The following is a 21,737-nucleotide window of genomic DNA, read 5'->3' as shown; positions in this document are numbered from 1 at the left end:
GAGACCGTCGCCTCTCCTTTTTTTGTTTCTTCCTGAATCCAGCGTGTTATAACTCAGCACTCCAGACTCAGAACTGAAATAAGCTCCGCTTATTTCTTATTGCTGTCTACTTTGATGCGCTCGGTGCGGTTGGCCAGGTCCCAAGCGGTGTAGAACACCAGGCGGGCCACTTTCTCAGCGGACTGGAAGTTGATCTTCTCCACGTCATCGGTGGGCTGGTGGTAATCTTCGTGCACGCCGTTGAAGTAGAAGGCAACGGGAATTTTGTGCTTCGCGAAGTTATAGTGGTCTGAACGATAGTAGAACCGGTTCGGGTCGTTGGGGTCATTGAAGGTATAGTCCAGGTCGATGTTCGTGTACGTTTTATTGGCGTTTTCAGAAATCGCGTGCAATTCTGAGGAAAGCTTGTCTGACCCGATCACGTAGATGTAGTCTGGCTTGCCTTCGTGCTCTTTGTCATGTCGGCCAATCATGTCAATGTTCAGGTCAGCTACGGTGTTCTCCAGCGGGAAAATTGGGTTTTCAGTGTAGTACTCAGAACCCAGCAGGCCTTTTTCCTCGGCGGTTACCGTCAGGAACAGGATGCTGCGGCGCGGTCCGTGGCCGTTTTTCTTCGCCTGCGCGAAGGCCTGGGCCAGTTCCATCACCGCCATGGTGCCGGAGCCATCGTCGTTGGCGCCGTTGTACACCTTGCCGTCTTTGATGCCTTCGTGGTCATAGTGCGAGCTGATGACAATGAGTTGGTCTTTCAGGTCAGAGCCCTCAATGTAACCCAACACGTTCTCGGTAGGGAGCGGCTGCTTGTTGCGGGCCGTTTTGATTTTCACGTTGGTAGCCGCTTTGTACGGCGAGGCCACTACTTTGCCAGCTTTGGAGACCGAGGCTCCGTAAGAAGCCAGTTGCTCAGGCTTGGTGTTCAACAAAGCGGCAGCCATAGAAGGCGACACGTAAATGTTGGCGGCACGCGGCGCGGCGGTAGAGGTCCCGAACCCGATGGACGGACGCGTCAACATGCCGGCGTAGCGGGCGGTCATCTGCTGGAACTCGGCATCCGTAGTACCCATTACCACCAACACGCTCTTCGCGCCTTTCTTGGTGGCGGCGGCGGCTTTGGTGCGGGCGTCCTGGCTCCATGTGCTCATTTTGTCGGTGCCGCTGAGGAGGTACTTGCCATCGGCTTTCTTCGGCTCGCCGGCCAGCACGACCACGGCTTTGCCGGTCACGTCCAGGTTGGTGTAGTCTGAGTACGCCGATTCGTCAATGCCGTAGCCGGCAAACACCACCTGCGCGGTTTCCTCGTTCTGGTACGGCGAGGCGCCCAGCACGAAAAAGTCTTTGCCCATGGTGAACCGCTTGGAACCCACGGTCACGTAGCCTTCGCCCCAGGTGCTTTTCTCCAGGTCAAACGTTTGATAATAAGGATTAGAGCCTGTTTTTACCGGGCCCGGAACGCCGTTTGCCTTGAAGTGGTTGGCGATGTACTCAGCCGCCATTTTCTGTCCGCGCTCACCGGTTTCGCGGCCTTCCAGAGAATCGGAGGCCAGCACGCGCAGGTATTTCTCCATGTCGGCGGCGGTGATGGTGTTGGCGTACTGCGTGGGGTTAGCGGCAAGGGCACCGGAACCGGCCGCGGCACTGCTACCCGCGGTAGCACCCCCGGTGTTGGACGCCGAAGGAGTTTGGGACGAAGAACAAGCCGACAGGAAAGCGGCGGCCATGCCCAACGTGTACAAATGCTTTTTCATTGAGATTGTTTGTTGTACTGATATAAGACCTTAATGCTACTGAATTTTCGGGTAACGAACAAACGATAGCTGTTTTAGGGCCATTTTTGCGAAACAAAGGCAAAAACGAAGCCTAAGTCTTGCCAGATGAGCGGCTATTTGTGGATCAGGACGGTAGCGTAGGCGGCCACGCCTTCTTTCTTGCCCACAAAGCCCAGCTGCTCGGTGGTGGTGGCCTTGATGGAGATATCGTCCTCCGGAATGCCCATCACCTGCGCCAGACACATTTTCATGGCCGGGATGTGCGGGTTCACCTTGGGCTCCTGCAGGCAGATGGTAGAGTCAATGTTGCCCACTTCATAGCCTTTCTCCCGGATCAGCTTCATGACCTCGCGCAGCAGGATCTTGCTGTCGATGCCCTTGTACTGCGGGTCTTTGTCTGAGAAGTGGAACCCGATGTCGCGCAGGTTGGCGGCACCCAGCAGGGCATCGCAGATAACGTGGATCAGGACATCGGCGTCTGAGTGGCCCAGGGCACCGTGAGTGTGGGGTACTTTGATGCCGCCTAGCCAGAAGTCCAATCCTTCCTGCAACTGGTGCACGTCATAGCCGAAGCCGGTTCTAATGTTAAAGCTCATAGTGTAGATGCTAGTAGCTGGATGTTCGCTGCTAGACTAAATTAAGATAGCGTAATAATTAAAAACCTCCCTGTCATCCTGGAAAATCTTGCGGGCGAATGGTGCCCTGGTTGGTGTTATCACCAAGCAGCAGTTGAACGCTGGCCTTGCCAATAGCTGCCCTAAGGCTTGTTGGTGATAACACCAACAAAGGCGCAAATAGAAAAGCCGGTTTTAAACGCTGCTGCCGTTCGCGCCCAAGATCCTTTCAGGATGACAAATGGGTGAAAGAAGCGCTGAGCTGTTTTGGGGCCGTTTTACAGAAAACAGCCCCAAAACAGCTTATTCCTCTTCCAAGACTTCTTCCAGTTCTTCCTGCGCCTCGCTGCCGGGGGCGGCTTTGTAGAGCAGGGTGGAGCAGTTCTCAGGCCGCAGGATTTCCTGGGCCTGTTGGTAGATGGCGTCTGAGGTGACGGCCTGCACCAGGTAGCCTTCTTCGTTGATGTGGTTGGGATTGCCCATCAGTTTGCCCACGGCCAGGTTCATGGCGCGGTTCAGCAGTTCAATCTCCGAGAAGACGATGGAGGTCTCGGCCTTGTTTTTCACCTTCTGCAGTTCTTCCTCGCTCACGTGCTCGGCCCTGATCTGGGCCACGATGGTTTCCACGGCGGCATTGGCGACCTGCGGGTCCACGCCCACGTTCAGTTTGCCCTGGATCACCAACAGGCCCGGTTCCATGGAGCCGGTCACAAACGAAGAGATGGAGTTGAACAGTTTCTGCTCTTTCACCAGCTCATTGTACAGCCGCGAAGAATCGCCGTGGCCCAGCACATCGCTCAGCAAATCGGCGGCGTAATAATCGGGGCTGGTGCGGGCGGGCATGTGGTAGGCTTTGTAAAGGGCGGTCAGCGGCACCTCGGCCTCCACTTCCAGGAAGCGGGCTTCGGTTTGGCGAGGCTCCTGCGGCAGGTTGCGCTCATATTTTACACCGCCCGGAATCGGCCCGAACCATTTCTCGGAAAGTTCTTTGGCGCGCTCAAAGGTGATGTTGCCGGCCAGTACCAGAACGGCGTTGGCGGGCGAGTAGTGTTTCTTGAAAAAGGCCCGGACATCGTCCATCACCGCGTTCTCAATGTGGCTCACCTCTTTGCCGATGGTGGCCCATTTGTACGGGTGCTGCTGGTAAGCCAGCGGCCGAAGCTTCAGCCAGACATCGCCGTAAGGTTGGTTCAGGTAGTTCTGCTTGAACTCTTCTACCACCACTTTGCGCTGCACCTCCAGGCCGTTCTCGCTGAACGCCAGGTCCAGCATGCGGTCAGATTCCAACCAGAAACCGGTCTCAATGTTCTGGGCGGGCACGGTGAGGTAGTAGTTGGTGATATCCGGCGAGGTGAAGGCATTGTTCTCTCCGCCGGCCTGCTGCAGGGGCTCATCATAGTTGGGTACGTTCACCGATCCGCTGAACATCAGGTGCTCAAACAGGTGGGCAAACCCGGTGTGCTGCTCGTCTTCATCGCGGGAGCCCACGTTGTAGAGCACGTTCAGGACCGCCAGCGGCGTGGTGAAGTCTTCGTGCACAATGCAGTGAAGGCCGTTATCTAAGGTGAATTCTTTGTAATGAATCATACAAGTCTAATAAAGATGCTCCTTCTGAAAGGTATCATACATAACGCGGCGAAGGAGGCGGTGTTGCAACAGCCCCGGCGGCGTTCCCTTTTTGGGCCCGCTTTCTGAAAAACAGCCCCGAAACGACAAAAGTAAAAATAACTAGGCTACTATTTCGCTCCGTCAGGGATTGCCGTAAATTTACGCCTCGCAGCTAACGCGAAAACCATGAAATTCAACAGAAAAGACTATACAGACGATGAGTTGCTGCATTTGTACCGCGGCATACTCAAGCCTCGCATGATTGAGGAGAAAATGCTGATTCTGCTGCGCCAGGGCAAGGTGAGCAAGTGGTTCTCGGGCATTGGGCAGGAAGCGATTTCGGTGGGTTCCACCCTGGCGCTGGACCCCGATGAGTATATTCTGCCGCTGCACCGCAACCTGGGCGTTTTCACCTGCCGCGACATTCCGTTGGACCGCCTGTTTGCCCAGTTCCAGGGCAAGAAAACCGGCTTCACCAAAGGTCGTGACCGCTCCTTCCACTTCGGGACGAACGAGCACCACATCGTGGGCATGATCTCGCACCTGGGCCCGCAACTGGCCGTGGCCGATGGCATTGCCTTAGCCGAGATGCTGGACAAGCGCGAGAAAGTGACCCTGGTGTACAGCGGCGACGGCGGCGCGAGCGAAGGCGATTTCCACGAGGCGCTTAACGTAGCCGCTGTGTGGGGACTGCCCGTAATCTTCATGATTGAAAACAACGGCTACGGCTTGTCTACCCCCAGCAACGAGCAGTTCAAATGCCAGTACTTCATTGACAAAGGCCCGGCCTACGGCATAGACGCGCTGCAGATAGACGGCAACAACGTGCTGGAAGTGTATGACACCGTGCGCCAAGCCGCCTACAGCATAAGAAAAAACCCGCGCCCCATGTTAATTGAGGCGATGACCTTCAGGATGCGTGGGCACGAGGAAGCTTCGGGCACCAAGTACGTGCCGCAGGAGCTGTTTGAGCGCTGGAGCAAGAAAGACCCGGTGGAGAACTTTGAGAAATACCTGCTGGACGAGAAAGTACTCACGCCGAAAACCTTGGCGGCCATCCGCGAGGAGTTCCGCGAGGAGATTGAGCGCGGGCTGGAAGTGGCGGGCAACACGGCCATGCCTACGCCGGATGTGAAGGAGGAAATCGCGGACATGTACCAACCGTTTATCCAGAACGTGATCGCACCCAGAGACAGCGCCCGCTCGGAGCGCCGCTTCGTGGATGCCATTTCCGATTCCCTGCGCCAAAGCCTAGAGCGTTACCCCGATCTGGTGCTCATGGGCCAGGATATTGCCGAGTACGGCGGGGTTTTCAAAGTGACCGAAGGCTTTGTGGATAAGTTCGGTAAGGAGCGCATCCGCAACACACCCTTGTGCGAGTCGGCGATCCTGGGCATCGGGTTGGGAATGTCCATCCGGAAAAAGAAGTCGGTGATTGAGATGCAGTTCGCCGATTTCGTGAGCGCCGGTTTCAGCCAGATTGTGAATAACCTGGCCAAAAGCCACTACCGCTGGGGCCAGAACGCCGATGTGGTGGTGCGCATGCCTACGGGCGCGGGCGCAGCGGCCGGTCCGTTCCACTCGCAAAGCAACGAGGCCTGGTTTTTCCACACGCCGGGGCTCAAGATTGTGTATCCGTCTACGCCGTATGACGCTAAAGGTCTGCTGAACGCGGCCATTGAAGACCCTAACCCGGTGATGTTCTTTGAGCACAAACTGCTGTACCGCGCCCTGTCAGAAGCCATCCCGGACGATTACTATACCGTGGAAATCGGGCGAGCCCGCCTGGCGCAGGAAGGAAACGACTTCTCCATCATCACCTACGGCATGGGCGTGCACTGGGCCAAACAGCTGCTGAACACCATGCCAGACGTCTCGGCCGATATCCTGGACCTGCGTTCGCTGCTGCCCTGGGACAAGGAAGCCGTGCGCCAGACCGTCACCAAAACCGGCCGCGTGATTGTGCTGCACGAAGACACGCTTACCGGCGGCATAGGCGCGGAGATTGCCGCCTGGATTTCAGAGAACTGCTTCACCCAGTTAGACGGACCGGTGGTGCGCGTGGGCGGCCTGGATACGGCTATTCCGTTTGCCCCGCCGCTAGAGCAGGAGTTCCTGCCCGTGAAACGGCTGCGGGAGAAAGTGGAGGCGCTGCTCAGCTTCTAGAAAAGGCGAGCGTGTTTCGGGGCCGTTTTCCAGAAAACAGCCCCGAAACTGCTTCGGCCGATATAGCCTGATATACGTATACCATAACTTGAATATAGGTATGAAAAAGACACGCTTTGCAGTAGGGTTGGTGGTTTTGTCCATGGGCCTGATATTGGGAGGCTGCAACTCCAACCGGATTGCCTGCCCCGATGTCTCCGGGAAGAAGAAGTTCTCCTTCTTCAAGAAGAAAGAAGTGACCCAGGAAGACCAGGCCAACGAAGGCCGCGATTACGGCGGCCGCGACATGGAGTACGACAAACAGGGATTGCTTAAAAAGAAGAAAACCAAAATCCCTACCCCTAAACGGAAGCAGGGTTTACTGGGAAAAGTAGGACTAGGATGAAACAAACGTTACGCTCTATTTTTTTAAGTGTAGTGGTGGTGCTGGTTTTGGGAGTAGCCCAACAGGCCGCGGCCCAGACCGCCTTTACCACCAAGAGCCAGCAGAAGCGCGAGGTGAAGAACAGCCTCAAAGCGGCTAAAAAGGTGGAATCTGATTTCAGTGAATCACATCTGGATGTAAGCGCGTACAACCTCAAAATGGGGGAAAACGGCCGGAAACTGAAAAAGAAGAAGAAACGAGACCAGATGCCCATCAATGAAGACGGGACCGCCGTTATCAAACCCAAAGTGTTTACCAAAAAGAACGTCCAGCCCCGGAACAGAAGAAGTTGAGGCGTTCTGCTTTATGTATTTTAGCGATCAAGAACTATGCAGTGGAATCCGATAAACAGTATTGAACAGATAGCCCAGATCAAAGAGGAGTCAAAAGAACAACCAGTGGTCATCTTTAAGCACAGTACTACGTGCTCCATCAGTGCCACGGCCAAAAGCCGGCTAGAGCGCCAGTGGGCAGACGCGGGCCTCGGGAACGTAAAACCGTACTACCTGGACCTGCTTAACCATCGGCCCGTCTCCGCGGAAATCGCGCAGTCGTTTGCCGTGAAGCATGAGTCTCCGCAGCTCTTGCTGATCAAAGACGGACAATGCCAGTACCACGGTTCCCATTTAGGAATCAGCTTGCAGGAGGTGAAAAAATTAGCTTCCTGAGTGAATTGAATCCCGTTGAAACCATTTCCCTTGAGAATGTTTTCAACGGGATTTTTTTATACCAAAAGCAGGTGCTATCGCGTTCTATATCAGCGTTGTTTCATTGGAGACAAAACAGAAACCGGGGTTGTCTGGTTATGCTGTAAGCAGCGGCCAACTAGGGTGCGTGATGTTCGGCCTTGGCCTTGCCTTCTGGATGCCGGGGCGAGTTCTGTTTAGAGGAAAGTCTTATATCCTTGTCTTTGGCAGTTCAGTCTGCTGAAGGGTGGGGCTTTCCAGGGGAAGTGAACGCGTTGAAATCTTATTGTCTTACGTTATTTAAGATTTGCAGGTGCCTGTAAAGTTATTTACATTTAATAAAAACTTAGCCTTTTGCTCTGTGCGCAGATTTCTACTTGTGCTTGTGATCACATGCTTTCTTCCTGTCGGGTTGGTGTTCGCCCAATCAATAGAAGAAGAGGAAGGCTATTCCAGGGAGTTCACCTACGGACTCAACTTTAACTCCAATGGTGGGCTGCTGGGCGGTGCCATGATCAAGCAGGTGTACCACATGGATGGTAAATGGTACCAGTTCTGGGCGCTGGAAGGGGTAGAGGTAAAACATGAAAAGGAGAACCCGGTGCAGAACCTGCAGAACGGGGCTTCTTTCGTGAGAGGAAAAAGCAATTACCTGTTTGTGCTGCGGCCGCAGTACGGGCGGGAGTACACCTTCTTCCGGAAAGCGGCTGAGTCTGGCGTACAGGTGAACGGTATTCTGGCGGCCGGGCCTTCCTTGGGCATCTTGGCTCCTTACTTTATTGACTATGACCGGAGCAATTACGTCTATGACCAAAACACGCAACGATATTATCTGTCTGGTCCGGTCATAATCAGTACAGAGCAATTCAACCCTGATATCCATAATAACGAAAGCATGATTGTAGGGGCTCCCGGTGTTTTCAAAGGACTGAGCGAACCAAGTTTCAGGGTGGGGGCCCACGCCAAGGCCGGGGTTTCCTTTGAGTACGGCCGCTATATGGAGAGCGTAACGGGGATTGAAGTAGGCATGCTGGTAGAGACTTTTGCGGGAGACATGACCATGATCCCGGAGGCTCCCAACCGTAATTTGTTCACCTCTGTGTACCTGACCCTGTATTACGGGCGCCGCCGTTGAACGATCCTTTCCCTTTGGCTGTTTTTTGCCTATCCGCTCCTCACTTAGTACCTTTGTGCCATGGATCAATTGATTGCGTTGCCGGTTATCCAACCAGCAGAAGCTCAAACTAAAACCCGTAAGCCAGACTGGCTGCGCGTGAAACTGCCGGTAGGCAAAGAATACGCCAAAGTCAGACAACTGGTAGATACCTATAAACTACATACCATCTGCGAAAGCGGTAACTGCCCGAACATGGGAGAGTGCTGGGGTGCCGGCACGGCTACCTTCATGATTCTGGGCAACGTATGTACCCGCTCTTGCTCTTTCTGTGCCGTTGCCACGGGTAGACCGAACGAATATGATCTGGATGAGCCTCGCCGCGTAGCGGAAGCCATTCAGTTGATGGGCGTGAAGCATGCCGTGATCACCTCGGTGAACCGTGACGAACTGAAAGACCGTGGCGCCAGTGTATGGCATGAAACCATCGTGCAGATTAAGAAGCTTTCTCCGGAAACCACCATTGAAACGCTCATCCCAGACGTGAAAGCCAACTGGGAAGCGCTGGAAGTGATGATCTCTGCTGGGCAGGAAGTAGTGTCGCATAACGTAGAGACCGTGAAAGCGCTGTACCGCCAGGTTCGGCCTCAGGCCAAGTATGACCGCAGCCTGGAGCAAATCAGACGCATCAAGGAGTACGGCAAGCGCACCAAAACCGGCATCATGCTGGGCTTGGGCGAGACGCAGGAGCAAGTGTACGAGGCCATGGATGACCTGGCCGCCAACGGCTTGGATATTCTTACCTTGGGCCAGTACCTGCAGCCTACCAAAATGCACCTGGAGGTTGCCGAGTTCATTCACCCCGATCTGTTTGCGCATTACAGAGAAGAAGGTCTGCGCCGGGGCTTGAAGTATGTAGAGTCCGGCCCTCTGGTGCGGTCTTCTTACCACGCCGAGCGTCACGTGCACGTATAGTTTTAGAGCCGTTTTTACCAAAACACCATAAAAAAAGCCCCGCTGACCAGCGGGGCTTTTTTTATGGTGTTACTTGGACTATTCGTATCGGTTTGCTACAGTTTATAAGAAATCTAAGAGGGTGATGCGCGGATCTGAAATTGAATAAAAATAATAAAATCGTATTTAAACGAATGGGTGTGGTTTTCCGCAAGAGTTCTGAAATAAAAGTCTTTACTCAATTATTTAGAAGTACCTTGCGGAGATATCTACCCATCTGCGCTTTGAAAAAGCATTTTCTCAATCTTGAGATTTTTAAAAAGCACCAAGTAGCCTAGCTTGCCCTCAGAACACACGTTTCTGTCCTTTTCTCTCAGTTTGCATCTTTCCAACAAGTAAAAACTTTTGCTCTAAAGCAAAGTACATGCAGGGGCTGTATTCCTATATAGGAATATCTGAGATTAACTATTACCACAACTTCCTTTATCCCTTCGTATGAAGAAACTTTTACTTGTGTTGACAGCATTGTTCGCTGTTTTTTCCTCTTCAACTGCACAAACCCTAACGGCTCCCTCGTTAGGAGCCGCCCGTGAATATGCGGTGTTAGGGAGTAGTACCGTTACCAGTACTGGTAGCAGCCTCATTTACGGAGACCTGGGTACCTCGCCCGGCACGGCGGTAGTTGGTTTCCCCACGGGCAAAGTGCTCGGAGACACCCAGCGAGGCACGGCGGCTGCGGCCAGTGCCAAAACCGAGGTAGTGCGGGTATACAACGAATTAGGGCAATTGACGCCCACCCGCAACCTGACCGGGCAAACCCTGGGCGAAGGCTTCACACCCGGTGAAGCGGCCGTTAGGGGCGCCCTGCTCACCCGTGGCGTGTACAAATTTGACGGTAACGCCCGTATCAATGGCCGGTTGAAGTTTGACGGACAGGGAAACCCCAATTCGGTGTTTGTTATCCAGGTGAATGGTGACCTGGTCATTGAGCCTGGTTCTGCCATCAACGTTTTCAACGCCACACCCAATAATATTTTCTTCCGGGTAACCGGCAATGTGACCATTGGCACCGGAGGGATGTTGGCCACGCCTTCTACCCTGAGCGGGAACTTCATCGTGCAGAATAATGCCTTCCTTAGCCTGAACTCCACGCTGGTAGGACGGGTGCTGTCTACAAACGGGGCCGTAACGCTCAACAACAATAACATTTCTTTGCCAGAGCCGCTCACGACCAACGATGGAGGTGGAGGTGATGACGGAGACGGCGGAGATGGAGACACCGGCGGGGGCGGAACTACTCCGGGGACCGCCAGACTGAGCATCACCAAAGCGGTGAATGCCACCACCGTAACCATGGGCGACAATGTCATTTACACCATCAGGGTGACGAACTCCGGGGCCGCTGATGCCACTAATGTTACCGTGGAAGACAAACTGCCGGAAGGTTTAACGCTGGTGCCACCCGCTGAAGCGGACAAAGGAACCTACAACGCCACTACCGGTATCTGGACCATCGGCACTCTGCCGGCAAACCAAACCGCTACGCTGCGCATCACCGCCAGAACCGTGGCCTTGGGAGAAATCACCAACATTGCCGTTATCGAGAACAACGGCGACACCGATGAAGCTACCATCTGCGTGCGTCCGGCCAGGCCTAATGTGGTGGGACCGCAGGAAGTGTGCGTAGGCGGAACAACTACCTTCACGGTGAGCAACGTGTCTGCGGGTGTAACGAGCCTTGCCATTGTGGCTCCGGCCAACAGCGGCCTGACTATTGAAGCCAGAACCTTGACGTCCTTCACGGTGAGAGCAAGCGCCACCACTGCTCCAGGTACCTATCCGATCACGGTAGTGGCCGTAACCACGGGTAACTGCCAGAACAGCCTTGCCTTCCCAATTGAACTGGTGGTGAGAACAGCCCCAGTGGCGCCGGTGATTACGGGTCCTGAAACCGGGCTGTGCGCGGGTACTACTTATCAATACAGCATCAGTCAGCCGGTAGCGGGAGTAACCTATACCTGGAGCGTGTCTGGCACCGGCTGGGAAAGAATAGGGGCTGCTACTGGCACGCAAGTACAAGTAAAAGCAGGAACTGGCCCCGGAAGAGTAACGGTAGTAGCTTCCAATGCCTGCGGTACCGCTACTGCTTCTACGGCAGACGTGACCCCAAGCATTCCTCCGGCTACCCCGGTGATTGTGGACAACAGCGGACCGTGTACCGGTCTGACCTACGCCATCTCCAACCCGGTGGCGGGTGTCACCTACACCTGGACCGCGCCGGCCGGCTTCACCTTCGCTGATAACAGCACCACCACTACCGGAACAACCGTGACCCTGAAAGCCTCTACCGCTAACGCTGTAGGAATGCTCAAAGTAACGGCCAGCACCGGAGCCTCTACCTGCGCCAGCAACGGAGCCTCCGTGGAGGTGAAAGCCGCCAACGCCGGAACCGAGATTGTGGTACCTACGGTGTTCAGCCCGAACGGCGACGGCATCAACGACACCTTCGTGATCCGGAACCTGCTGAACTTCCCTGACAATGACCTGACCGTCTACAACCGTTGGGGCAACGAGATCTACAAAACCAAAAACTACAAGAATGACTGGCGGGCCACCGGCCTGGAAGAAGCCACTTACTTCTATGTCCTGCGCGTGCGCGGCTGTGACGGCAAAGACCAGGTATTCAGAGGGCCGGTACAGGTAGTGCGCTAAACGCAGGTAGTTCAAACATTAATTTCCCTTAGAAATGAAAAGAATCTTTATCATACTGATCACTATGCTGGCCGCGGGGAGCGGTTGGGCACAGCACCGGTCACAGTTTTCCCAGTACATCTTCAACCAACTGGTCATTAATCCGGCCTATGCTGGCAGTAAGGAAACGCTTACCCTCAACGCCTTCCACCGGACCCAGTGGGTGGGCTTGCAGGGAGCGCCCAATACGCAGACTTTCAGCATTGACGGGCTTACCAAGAACAAACATTTAGGCCTGGGTTTCCATGCCACCCGAGATGAGATCTTCGCTCAGAACCGCAAGAACATTGAGGTAGACGCCGCCGTGAAATTGCCGGTCAGCGAGACTGGTATTCTTTCGTTCGGGTTGGCCGCGGGCGTTTCCCACTTTGCGGTGAACGGCTCAAAACTGGTGACCGGGAACGACCAGGAAGATCCGGCGGTTATTGCCGCCCAAAAGGAAACCACCTGGAGCCCCAGCCTGAAAGCGGGGATTTTCTTCCACACCGAGCGCTTCTACGCGGGCGTTTCCGTGACCGATTTGCTGGGCATCGACAAGGACATCAACTATGACCCGGAGCGCCATTACTTCTTCAACGTGGGGTACGTGGCCGACCTCAGCCACAACATCAAGGTGAAGCCCAGCATCATGCTGAAGGAGAACTTCGATGGACCGACCAACGTGGATTTGAATGCCTTTTTCCTCTTTGGTGAGCGCATCTGGTTAGGCGCCAGCTACCGCACGGCCATGAACATCTTCAAGAATGACTTCGAGGCGAAGGGGCTTTCCTCTAAAGATGCGGTGGTGGCCATGGTGGACCTGTACGTGACCAAGCGGTTGCGCCTGGGCTATGCCCATGACTTTACGCTGCACGGTAACCTGAATGATTTGAGCACCCATGAAATATCCGTTGGCTACAGTTTCCTGAGAAAGGAAGCCACCAAAATGGTAACCCCCCGGTATTTCTAATTCTAACGAGACGCTTCTATGCATAACATATACAAATCACTTTTACTTTCCTTTCTTGCCGGTAGCCTAGCTTTAAACGGTTGCCAAACGACCCGCAAAGCCGACCGGCTGTTCGAGAACTTTGATTATTCCCTGGCCATTGAGGAGTACCAGGAAGCATTCGCCAAAAAGGAGCCAACCCTGCAGGGTGCCCAACGCTTAGCCGATGCGTACCGCCTGACGGGCCGCACGAAAGAAGCCGAGGAAGCTTACGCCAAAGTTGTGGCCATGCCCGAGGCAGACCCGATCAACACTTATTACTATGCCGAGGCTTTACGGAGCAACGGGAAGTACTTCGAAGCGAAAACCCAGTACCAGGACTACGCCCGGAAAGTGCCCGCCGAGGCGGCCAAAGCTAACGCAAAAGCCCAGGCCTCAGACGCGGCCTTGAAGTTGCTAGAAGAGCCCGCCTCCGCCATTGTGGTGAACGAAACCCAGATCAACTCCGGTAACGCTGATTTCAGCCCGACGGTGTATGACCAGGGTATCCTGTTTACCTCAGACCGGGGCGGCAACGTGAGCAACGAGAAAGACGTGGACGCCGGTACCTACGGCTGGACTGGTCGGCCTTACCTGCAGATGTTTTACGCCCAGCGCAACGCAGACAGCACCTGGCAAATGCCTACCATCGCCAGCAGCACGTTAAACTCCGTGTACCATGACGGCCCGGCGGTGCTTGATTCTGCCAACACCACTATGTACTTCACCCGCACCCACATGGTGGAGAAGAAACAGAAAGACGTGAACGTAGACCCCACCAGTTGGGTGAAAAAGCCACTCTCCAGTGACTATGTGAACCGCCTGGAGATCTTCTCGGCCCGCCGCGACGGGGCCAACTGGACCGAGGTGAAGCCTTTCGCCCATAATAAAGTGGAAGAGTATAGCGTGGGCCACCCCGCCATCTCCCCCGATGGAAAAGTGCTGTACTTTGTGTCAGACAAACCCGGCGGCTACGGCGAGACCGATATCTACTACGCAGAACTGCAAGCCGATGGCACCTGGGGCCAGCCCATGAACGCCGGTAACATGGTGAATACCGTGGGCAAAGAGATGTTCCCGGGCTTCGACCAGAACGGTACCCTGTACTTCTCCTCAGACACGCACCCCGGCTTCGGTGGCCTGGATGTGTTCAAAGTGAAAGGCAGCCGCGCCACCTGGAGCAAACCTGAGAACCTGCGCGCGCCGGTAAACTCGCCCAAAGATGATTTCGGGATGGTGTTCATGCGCGGGGCGAACAATGCCCAGGTCGGCTACTTGTCCTCTAACCGCGACAGCAACAACGGCACCGATGACATCTATTCCTTCAAACTGCTGAGCAACGCCGTACTGTTTGTGACCACTTTGGAACGCGTACAGGTGAAAGGCAAACGCAGCATCAACCAGCCCCTGGCCGATGTCCGCCTGAAGTTGACGCCCAAAGAAACCAATGACTCGGTGGTCGCTTTCTCTGACCGCAACGGCGAATACAAGTTTGGCGTGCAGAAAGGAACCACCTATGACCTGATCGGGGACAAATTCGGGTATCTCACGCAATCAGCGATTGTGGCCATTGACACGGTGAAACTAGCCGATACCACGCGCGTGACGCTCATCTTTGACAAGAGCCAGAAGAACCAGGTCATTGCCGTGGAGAACATCTATTATGACCTGGACAAATGGAACATCCGGCCAGATGCCGCCAAAGAACTGGACAAACTGGTACAAATGCTCAAAGACAACCCCAGCATTAAGATTGAGCTAGGTTCGCACACCGATAGCCGCGAAGGCCACGGCTACAACCAGGTGCTCTCTGAGCGCCGGGCCCAGTCAGCGGTGGAATACCTGGTGAGCCAGGGCATCGCCCGAAACCGACTCACTTGGAAAGGCTACGGCGAAACCGTCCTGATCAACGGCTGCGCCGATGGCGTGGAATGTACCGAAGACCAGCACCAACTCAACCGCCGTACGGAGTTCAAGATCAAGTAACGTTTCGGCCTCGTTTTCCTGAAAACAGCCTTAAAACAGAAGCGCCACCTCAATGGGGTGGCGCTTCTGTTTTAAGGCTGTTTTTGCTAAAGCAGGTCATTAACGGCGGGCCGTGGCTCTCTCCTCGGCCTGAGGCGGGAACTTCGCCAGGATGCTGGAAACAATGGCCTGAACTTTCTCATCGGTTAAGGAACGCTCGGTGGCGGCGGTTTCACTGCTGCCGCGCCAGATCAGTTCATTGGATTTGGTGTCTACCACGTCCAGAATCAAGGTTCCCTCCTGGTAATCCTGCACGGTAGAAGTGTTGTACAGCCGGTTATAAGTATATGCATACCGATAACCGTACCAGTAACCATAGCCAATAGACGGGATACTCATAAAGTCAGGACGTACGCGCTGCTGGTTCTCGATAGTGAAATCGTACGCCAGCAACATGTCTGGTTTCTCCTGTCCGGAGGCTTTGGTGAAACCGCGGCGCTGCATCTCGGTCTCCACCGCGTTTTTCACCCGTTTATCTAAAAACGTGGTGTATCTGCGGCTGGTGGAATCTTTGGCTACCGGTTGGTCCTGGTACCAGCGCCAAGTTTTGTACGCCTGGAAATTGGTGCCCTTGTCAAAATCAGTGGCAACGTTGTAGGTAGTGGCGCAACCAGTGAAACCTAACACCAGCAACCCCATCATTACTCCCGTTACCAACTTCGCTATCTTATTAAATGGTCTCATTGATTTGTACAGTTTTAGTGTAGTGAAAGAAAGAGAAAAAAACACCTTTAAAATGGCTTTCTCGCTTCATGTAAGTAACAACTAAGCGGAAAAGATGGTTTCTAGGGATGTTCTTTTCGTGCAATTACAAGGCAAAAACTGTGCCTGTATTATACCGTTCGGTTTATTTTGAAAGCGTATTTTCTGCTCTCTTACCCAAAGCCGTTTTAGGGCTGTTTTAGTTAAATCACGCCTAAAACAAAAACGCCTGCGGAAGCTCCGCAGGCGTTTCAATGCTTGGTAAGTGGATTAAGCTTAAACGGCTTTCATTTCTTCGCCTTGCTCGTTGTAGGCCTCAATTGGCGCGCAGCTGCACACCAGGTTACGGTCGCCGTAGGCACTGTCAATCCGGCTTACGGTTGGCCAGAATTTGGCAGTACGGGTGTAAGGAACCGGATAAACGGCGCGTTCGCGGGTATATGGGAACGTCCAGTTCTCGGCCAGGGCCACGTGGGCCGGGTGCGGTGCGTTTTTCAGCAGGTTGTTTTTCTGATCAGCAGCACCTTCCTCAATCTCGCGGATTTCGGCACGGATGGAGATCATGGCGTCGCAGAAACGGTCCAGTTCTTCTTTGCTCTCGCTCTCGGTTGGCTCCACCATCAAAGTACCCGCTACCGGGAATGATACGGTGGGTGCGTGGAAACCATAGTCCATCAGACGCTTCGCAATGTCTTCTACCTCAACCCCGGCCTTTTTGAAAGAGCGGCAATCTAAGATCATCTCGTGGGCGCAACGGCCGTTGGAGCCAACGTATAACACCGGGTAATGCTCCTCTAAGCGCGCTTTGATGTAGTTCGCGTTCAGGATCGCCATTTTGGTAGCCTCGGTCAAACCTTCGCCGCCCATCATGTTGATGTAGGCATACGAGATGGGCAGAATACTGGCGCTTCCCCAAGGTGCCGCCGATACTGCGTTGATAGCTTCTGGGCGCTCTAAGTCTACTACCGCGTGGCCTGGCAGGAAAGGAGCCAGATCCGCTACTACCCCAATTGGTCCAACACCTGGTCCACCACCACCGTGAGGGATACAGAAGGTCTTGTGCAGGTTCAGGTGACACACGTCAGCGCCGATGTTCGCCGGAGAGGTCAAGCCTACCTGGGCGTTCATGTTGGCACCGTCCATGTACACGCGGCCACCGTTCTGGTGAATGATCTCGCAGATTTCAATGATGCTTTCCTCGTACACCCCGTGGGTAGACGGATAGGTTACCATCAGGCAAGACAAGTCGTCTTTGTGCTCCTCGGCTTTCGCGCGCAGGTCAGCTACGTCAATGTTTCCGCGCTCATCACACTTCACAATCACCACTTTCATGCCCGCCATTACCGCCGAGGCAGGGTTAGTGCCGTGCGCCGAGGAAGGAATCAATGAGATGTTACGGTGATGGTCACCGCGCGCTTCGTGGTAGGCTCTGATCACCATCAGGCCGGCATACTCACCTTGGGCACCGGAGTTTGGCTGCAAGCTCATGGCTGCAAAGCCAGTCACTTCACATAACCAAGCTTCAAGGTCCTGGAAAATCTGCGCGTAACCTTGAGCTTGATCAGCCGGGGCAAATGGGTGCATCTGCCCAATCTCTGGCCAGGTCACCGGAATCATCTCGGCGGTGGCATTCAGTTTCATGGTGCAGGAACCCAGCGGAATCATGCCATGTGCCAAGGAGAAGTCTTTGTTCTCTAAGTACTTCATGTAGCGCAGGATCTCGCTCTCAGAGTGGTACTTGTTGAAAACTTCCGCCTGCAGGTACGGAGAAGTCCGGATAAGGGACTCTGGCCAGGTGATCTCGGTTTCTTCCGGAATAGCGTCCAGTTCCAGCGTGGCATCCGGTTTCCCGGCTACTTTCGCGAAAACGGCCAAAATATCCTTCACCTCATCCAGATCAGTGTTCTGGTTGATGGAAATGCCTATGTTGTTGTCTCCAAAGTAACGGAAGTTGATTTGAGCAGCTTCGGCTTCCTGACGGATGGCTTGTTGTAACTCAGCGCTCTCAATACGCAGGTTCAGCGTATCAAAATAGTTTTCGTTCAGTTGTTCAAAACCTAAACGCTCCAGACCTTTCTCCAGAATCTGGGTCAGACTATGGATGTTCAGACCAATGTATTTCAGGCGGCGTGGTCCGTGGTACACGGCGTACATACCGGCCATTACCGCCAGCAATACCTGCGCGGTACAGATGTTAGAGGTCGCTTTCTCGCGGCGGATGTGCTGCTCACGCGTCTGCAAGGCCATACGATAGGCTTTCTGCCCGAACGCATCCTGCGAAACACCTATGATACGGCCCGGGATGGAACGCTTATACTCGTCTTTAGTAGCGAAGAAACCGGCGTGTGGTCCGCCGTAGCCCATGGGCACGCCAAAACGCTGCGAAGAACCAACTACTACATCGGCACCCATCTCACCTGGTGATTTCAACAGGGTCAGGCTCAACAGGTCAGCGGCAACGGCCACCGGTACACCAGCTTCGTGGGCTTGGGAAATGAAATCGGTGTAGTCAAATACCTCGCCATCGGCGGCAGGGTACTGCACCAAAGCACCGAATAAGGTGTCGTCCTGGATATTCAGCTCGCGGTGATCGCCTTGCACCAGTTCAATGCCCAGCGGCGTGGCGCGGGAAAGCAATACGTCAATGGTTTGCGGCAATACTTGCTCAGACACAAAGTAGCGGTTCGCGTTTTTGCGGTTGCCTTTGCGCAGCGAGTACTGCAGGTTCATGGCCTCGGCGGCGGCGGTGGCTTCGTCCAGCAAAGAAGCGTTGGCGATGGCCATGCCGGTCAGGTCAATGATGAGGGTCTGGTAGTTGATCAGCGCCTCTAAACGGCCCTGGGCGATCTCGGCCTGATACGGCGTGTAAGCCGTGTACCAGCCTGGATTCTCCAGAATGTTGCGCTGAATCACCGGCGGCAGGATGGTGTCATGGTACCCCAACCCGATGTAAGACTTGTAGAGTTTGTTCTGCTTGGCAATCTTGGCAAACTTCCGCAGGAAATCACGCTCCGTTAAAGGGGCGGGCAAGTTCAACGGTTTTTTCAAGCGGATAGCCGGCGGAACGGTCTCGTCAATGAGTTGGTCTAGAGATGCTGCGCCAATGACGTGCAGCATGTCCTGCATCTGTTCTTTCACAGGGCCGTTGTGGCGCTCTTTGAAGATATCGGCAGGCTTGGTTTTAAAGATCATTTATCGCTGGAATTTAGGTAGATAAGTTTCTTTTGTCCTGTAACAAACGTTTGGTGCAAATGATTTAACAAAAGTACAGGTTATAATTCAGTAATTACAGAGAGAGCCCTTAAATTGCGGGCAAGGGATGTGGGCATATTTCGTTTTTGCCCCGTTTTCCGGAAACAACCCCTAAAACATCGTCATGCTCCTGAAGACTCTTCTATGAAAAAGCTAAAAATTGGTGTGCTGCGTGAAGGAAAGATACCGGTAGACAAGCGGGTGCCGCTGACTCCCAAAAAGTGCCTGGAGGTGTTGCAGACCTTTCCGCAGGTGCAGTTGGTGGTGCAGCCCAGCCCCATCCGGTGTTTTTCAGACGAAGAATACACTGACCTGGGCATTCCGTTGGAAGAGGACCTGAGCAGCTGCGATGTGCTGTTTGGCGTGAAGGAAGTGCCCATTCACCAGCTGATTCCCCAGAAGACGTATTTCTTCTTTTCGCATACGATTAAGAAACAGGCCCATAATCAGAAACTGTTGCAGGCCATTCTGGAGAAGAAAATCACCATGATTGACTACGAGACCATCACCAACGCTCAAGGCGACCGGGAAGTGGCCTTCGGGCGATGGGCGGGAATTGTGGGGGCTTACAACGGCTTGCTCACCTACGGCCGCAAATGGGACCTCTTCCACCTGAAACCCGCGCACCAGTGCCATGATCTGGAAGACATGCTGGAGGAATTCTTCAAGGTGAAGACGCTGCCCAGCATCAAGATTGCCGTGACCGGCGGCGGGCGGGTCACCCAGGGCGCGTTGGAGGTGTTGACCAGAATGGGCCTGAAGCAAGTGAGCGTCTTTGATTACCTGTACAAAGAATACAATGAACCGGTGTTTACGCAGGTGCGTTCTTCGCATTACCACATGCGGCCAGACGTAGAGGTATGGGACACGGCAGATTTTTATCAGAACCCGCATCTCTACCAGTCTACTTTCCAGAAGTTCGCCAAAGTGACCGACTTGCTTATGGCTTGCGCGTACTGGAACCCGGCGGCCCCGGTGCTTTTCACCCAGGAAGACATGCAGAAGCCAGACTTCAAGATCAACACCATTGCCGACATCACCTGTGATGTGGGTGGGTCCATTCCGTGTACCAAGCGCGTGTCTACCATTGCGGATCCTGCTTTTGACTACAATCCGGTGACAGGTGAGTTGGAGGAGGCGTACAGTTCAGAGAAGAACATCACTATAATGGCGGTAGACAATCTGCCCTGTGAGTTACCCCGGAACGCCTCCCGTGATTTCAGCCGGCAAATCATTGACAAGGTTTTGCCCCACCTGTTCAACGGCGATCAAGACGGAGTATTGAAAAAGGCGACTATCGCCAAAGACGGTGCCTTATGTGAGAAATACAGCTATTTGAAAGACTACGCCTATCCGGCCCATGCCATTTCATAAACTGTTTGGCTGAGGTTGTTTCAACGTGCGGCTGGCGCTCAGGAAAGAGTTGCTCTAGCGCGGAGCGTCAGTTGTTCGGGCTGGGGCAGATAAGGAGCTTGAAATCCACTCCAAGGCTGGGGCCACGTCTTCAAAGTACTGCAACTCAAAAGGAATGGAGTGAAGCTTTGTGTACACCAGCTGATTCAGATCCAGTATGCCAGAACTGGTGGCAGACTCCAGTACGGCTACATGCCGTAGGGAGGTTTTCATAAGTAAAGGCAACACTTCATCCAGAAACCAGTCCTGGTCTAAAGGAGGGAGGCTCTTGAGCCGACGGATGTCATAGATGCAGGAAGAAAGGTTCCGGTCTTTGATGAGCGTTACCACGCCCAGTAAGGTTCGCCGGAAGATGTCACTGGGGACAAATCCTTCACACTCTATATGTACTGCATGCAAGCTAGTATCTACATATACATTAGTATATGTCAACGGTTGGCGGGTGGTATTCACAACAAAGGGTTTTTTACTCGTGGTAGGGGACCGGAGCACAAATATAAGACCTTCTTGATATGTTATATCATTATGCCAAAAAAAAAATTGAATAATTTTAGATGTTTTTGAAGGTGAATTAAATCTGCTGGCAAGAAATCTCGTTTTTGCCAGCAGATTTAATCTAAAAATATATGGGAGTATTTCTATTGGTTCTCCACCTTGTCAGCTACCCCGTCGTTTACCGGTTCGTCTTTCACGGTTAATGTATCGGTAGGCGTGAGTGCAGCATCCGCATCATCAAAGGCAGAATCTGCTTCGGCAGAAATCTCATCAGCTGCCGATTCTGCCGTATTTTCCACGTTTTGGGCAGTTTTCGATTCACAGGAGGTGAATCCGAAGGCAAGAGCCATCAGGGCCATTGCCAATCCCTTAGATACTTTTTTCATAGTCATAGGTCAATTGGTTTCGTTGGGATGTTTATACGGATGTTTCAGGTAATTAGATTAAAACGAGCGAAGCTGGCAGGTATATGTTTGTCTGTGAGGTGATTTTCAGGTTTACTGTTCCTTTTGGTAAGTAGAACTATTCGTATTTTATCTTTTGTAAAGAGGAGTTTGGGATTATATTTTTTGTTAGAAGTTTTATGAAGACACGTTCTTTAACGTGGCAATATAGCCTCTTATCTATTTGGGTAAATCTATTGAAATGAATACCCCTTAATCGATTCGTATTTATACTGAATTTACAAGTGAATTACAAAAACATTCTAGAAGAATATCTTTATTTATTTAGAAGTAAGTTATTGTGAATGAATGTGATATAGAGAGTGATATATTTTTATATACATGCGTGATTAAAGG

At 53.3% G+C, this 21,737-nt stretch carries 17 protein-coding genes; 10 read left to right on the top strand and 7 right to left on the bottom strand.

What is annotated here, in order from left to right; translation table 11 throughout:
- Positions 1-89: 89 nt before the first annotated feature.
- The 3 genes from H7U12_RS12670 to H7U12_RS12660 all read right to left on the bottom strand — a co-directional run bounded on the left by H7U12_RS12670 (position 90) and on the right by H7U12_RS12660 (position 3,967).
- Positions 90-1,745, bottom strand: a complete 1,656-nt coding sequence (locus tag H7U12_RS12670; protein ID WP_186638471.1) for a M28 family peptidase — start codon at positions 1,743-1,745, stop codon at positions 90-92.
- A 134-nt stretch (positions 1,746-1,879) separates the two neighbouring features.
- On the bottom strand, positions 1,880-2,362 hold the full coding sequence (ispF, locus tag H7U12_RS12665) for a 2-C-methyl-D-erythritol 2,4-cyclodiphosphate synthase (protein WP_186638470.1): 483 nt from the start codon (positions 2,360-2,362) through the stop codon (positions 1,880-1,882).
- Between the two features lie 321 nt (positions 2,363-2,683).
- On the bottom strand, positions 2,684-3,967 hold the full coding sequence (locus H7U12_RS12660) for a M16 family metallopeptidase (protein WP_186638469.1): 1,284 nt from the start codon (positions 3,965-3,967) through the stop codon (positions 2,684-2,686).
- A gap of 207 nt (positions 3,968-4,174) precedes the next feature.
- Between H7U12_RS12660 and H7U12_RS12655 the strand changes: the two genes are divergently transcribed.
- From H7U12_RS12655 to H7U12_RS12615, 9 genes are all read left to right on the top strand, one after another.
- Positions 4,175-6,154, top strand: a complete 1,980-nt coding sequence (locus H7U12_RS12655) for an alpha-ketoacid dehydrogenase subunit alpha/beta (protein ID WP_186638467.1) — start codon at positions 4,175-4,177, stop codon at positions 6,152-6,154.
- A gap of 100 nt (positions 6,155-6,254) precedes the next feature.
- Entirely contained in the window at positions 6,255-6,539 is a 285-nt protein-coding gene (locus H7U12_RS12650; protein WP_186638465.1) for a hypothetical protein, read from the top strand.
- Positions 6,536-6,871 carry a hypothetical protein gene (locus H7U12_RS12645; protein WP_186638463.1) on the top strand — a complete coding sequence of 112 codons (336 nt, stop codon included), beginning with the start codon at positions 6,536-6,538 and terminating at the stop codon, positions 6,869-6,871. The genes H7U12_RS12650 and H7U12_RS12645 overlap by 4 nt, the downstream gene beginning before the upstream one ends.
- Before the next feature lie 36 nt (positions 6,872-6,907).
- On the top strand, positions 6,908-7,246 hold the full coding sequence (gene ytxJ, locus H7U12_RS12640; RefSeq protein WP_186638462.1) for a bacillithiol system redox-active protein YtxJ: 339 nt from the start codon (positions 6,908-6,910) through the stop codon (positions 7,244-7,246).
- A 403-nt stretch (positions 7,247-7,649) separates the two neighbouring features.
- Positions 7,650-8,399 carry a hypothetical protein gene (locus H7U12_RS12635; RefSeq protein WP_255897093.1) on the top strand — a complete coding sequence of 250 codons (750 nt, stop codon included), beginning with the start codon at positions 7,650-7,652 and terminating at the stop codon, positions 8,397-8,399.
- Between the two features lie 69 nt (positions 8,400-8,468).
- Positions 8,469-9,353 (top strand): lipoyl synthase, encoded by an 885-nt coding sequence (lipA, locus tag H7U12_RS12630; protein WP_186638889.1) that lies wholly within the window; start codon positions 8,469-8,471, stop codon positions 9,351-9,353.
- 474 nt (positions 9,354-9,827) lie between these two features.
- A complete protein-coding gene (locus H7U12_RS12625; protein ID WP_186638461.1) occupies positions 9,828-12,044 on the top strand; it encodes an ice-binding family protein in 2,217 nt (738 codons plus the stop codon).
- Between the two features lie 34 nt (positions 12,045-12,078).
- Complete coding sequence (locus H7U12_RS12620) at positions 12,079-13,032, top strand: PorP/SprF family type IX secretion system membrane protein (protein WP_186638460.1); 954 nt, start codon at positions 12,079-12,081, stop codon at positions 13,030-13,032.
- A gap of 18 nt (positions 13,033-13,050) precedes the next feature.
- A complete protein-coding gene (locus tag H7U12_RS12615) occupies positions 13,051-15,036 on the top strand; it encodes an OmpA family protein (RefSeq protein WP_186638459.1) in 1,986 nt (661 codons plus the stop codon).
- 99 nt (positions 15,037-15,135) lie between these two features.
- On the opposite strand, the gene H7U12_RS12610 is transcribed toward H7U12_RS12615, so the two are convergent.
- A complete protein-coding gene (locus tag H7U12_RS12610) occupies positions 15,136-15,759 on the bottom strand; it encodes a DUF4136 domain-containing protein (protein ID WP_186638458.1) in 624 nt (207 codons plus the stop codon).
- 294 nt (positions 15,760-16,053) lie between these two features.
- Entirely contained in the window at positions 16,054-18,969 is a 2,916-nt protein-coding gene (gene gcvP / locus H7U12_RS12605) for an aminomethyl-transferring glycine dehydrogenase (protein ID WP_186638457.1), read from the bottom strand.
- A 204-nt stretch (positions 18,970-19,173) separates the two neighbouring features.
- Between gcvP and H7U12_RS12600 the strand changes: the two genes are divergently transcribed.
- Positions 19,174-20,403 carry an NAD(P)-dependent oxidoreductase gene (locus tag H7U12_RS12600; protein WP_186638456.1) on the top strand — a complete coding sequence of 410 codons (1,230 nt, stop codon included), beginning with the start codon at positions 19,174-19,176 and terminating at the stop codon, positions 20,401-20,403.
- A 54-nt stretch (positions 20,404-20,457) separates the two neighbouring features.
- Here the strand turns inward: H7U12_RS12600 and H7U12_RS12595 are convergent, their stop codons facing one another.
- Both H7U12_RS12595 and H7U12_RS12590 read right to left on the bottom strand, forming a co-directional pair.
- Complete coding sequence (locus tag H7U12_RS12595; protein ID WP_186638454.1) at positions 20,458-20,841, bottom strand: hypothetical protein; 384 nt, start codon at positions 20,839-20,841, stop codon at positions 20,458-20,460.
- Between the two features lie 239 nt (positions 20,842-21,080).
- The gene (locus tag H7U12_RS12590; RefSeq protein ID WP_186638452.1) at positions 21,081-21,323 is read right to left on the bottom strand and encodes a hypothetical protein; all 243 of its coding nucleotides are present in this window, start codon (positions 21,321-21,323) and stop codon (positions 21,081-21,083) included.
- Between the last annotated feature and the right edge of the window lie 414 nt (positions 21,324-21,737).

This window comes from Rufibacter sediminis (assembly GCF_014269285.1).
In the GTDB taxonomy this organism is placed as follows: Bacteria; Bacteroidota; Bacteroidia; order Cytophagales; family Hymenobacteraceae; genus Nibribacter; species Nibribacter sediminis.
The sequence above is the reverse complement of the archived record's forward strand: the minus strand, read 5'-3'. Positions and strand labels throughout refer to the sequence as shown.

Coding starts and splice junctions, on each gene's coding strand:
- H7U12_RS12615 (WP_186638459.1), top strand. CDS start 13,051: ATGCATAACATATACAAATCACTTTTACTTTCCTTTCTTGCCGGTAGC.
- H7U12_RS12625 (WP_186638461.1), top strand. CDS start 9,828: ATGAAGAAACTTTTACTTGTGTTGACAGCATTGTTCGCTGTTTTTTCC.
- H7U12_RS12590 (WP_186638452.1), bottom strand. CDS start 21,323: ATGAAAAAAGTATCTAAGGGATTGGCAATGGCCCTGATGGCTCTTGCC.
- H7U12_RS12645 (WP_186638463.1), top strand. CDS start 6,536: ATGAAACAAACGTTACGCTCTATTTTTTTAAGTGTAGTGGTGGTGCTG.
- H7U12_RS12610 (WP_186638458.1), bottom strand. CDS start 15,759: ATGAGACCATTTAATAAGATAGCGAAGTTGGTAACGGGAGTAATGATG.
- H7U12_RS12660 (WP_186638469.1), bottom strand. CDS start 3,967: ATGATTCATTACAAAGAATTCACCTTAGATAACGGCCTTCACTGCATT.
- H7U12_RS12620 (WP_186638460.1), top strand. CDS start 12,079: ATGAAAAGAATCTTTATCATACTGATCACTATGCTGGCCGCGGGGAGC.
- ispF (WP_186638470.1), bottom strand. CDS start 2,362: ATGAGCTTTAACATTAGAACCGGCTTCGGCTATGACGTGCACCAGTTG.
- H7U12_RS12670 (WP_186638471.1), bottom strand. CDS start 1,745: ATGAAAAAGCATTTGTACACGTTGGGCATGGCCGCCGCTTTCCTGTCG.
- H7U12_RS12600 (WP_186638456.1), top strand. CDS start 19,174: ATGAAAAAGCTAAAAATTGGTGTGCTGCGTGAAGGAAAGATACCGGTA.
- gcvP (WP_186638457.1), bottom strand. CDS start 18,969: ATGATCTTTAAAACCAAGCCTGCCGATATCTTCAAAGAGCGCCACAAC.
- H7U12_RS12650 (WP_186638465.1), top strand. CDS start 6,255: ATGAAAAAGACACGCTTTGCAGTAGGGTTGGTGGTTTTGTCCATGGGC.
- H7U12_RS12655 (WP_186638467.1), top strand. CDS start 4,175: ATGAAATTCAACAGAAAAGACTATACAGACGATGAGTTGCTGCATTTG.
- ytxJ (WP_186638462.1), top strand. CDS start 6,908: ATGCAGTGGAATCCGATAAACAGTATTGAACAGATAGCCCAGATCAAA.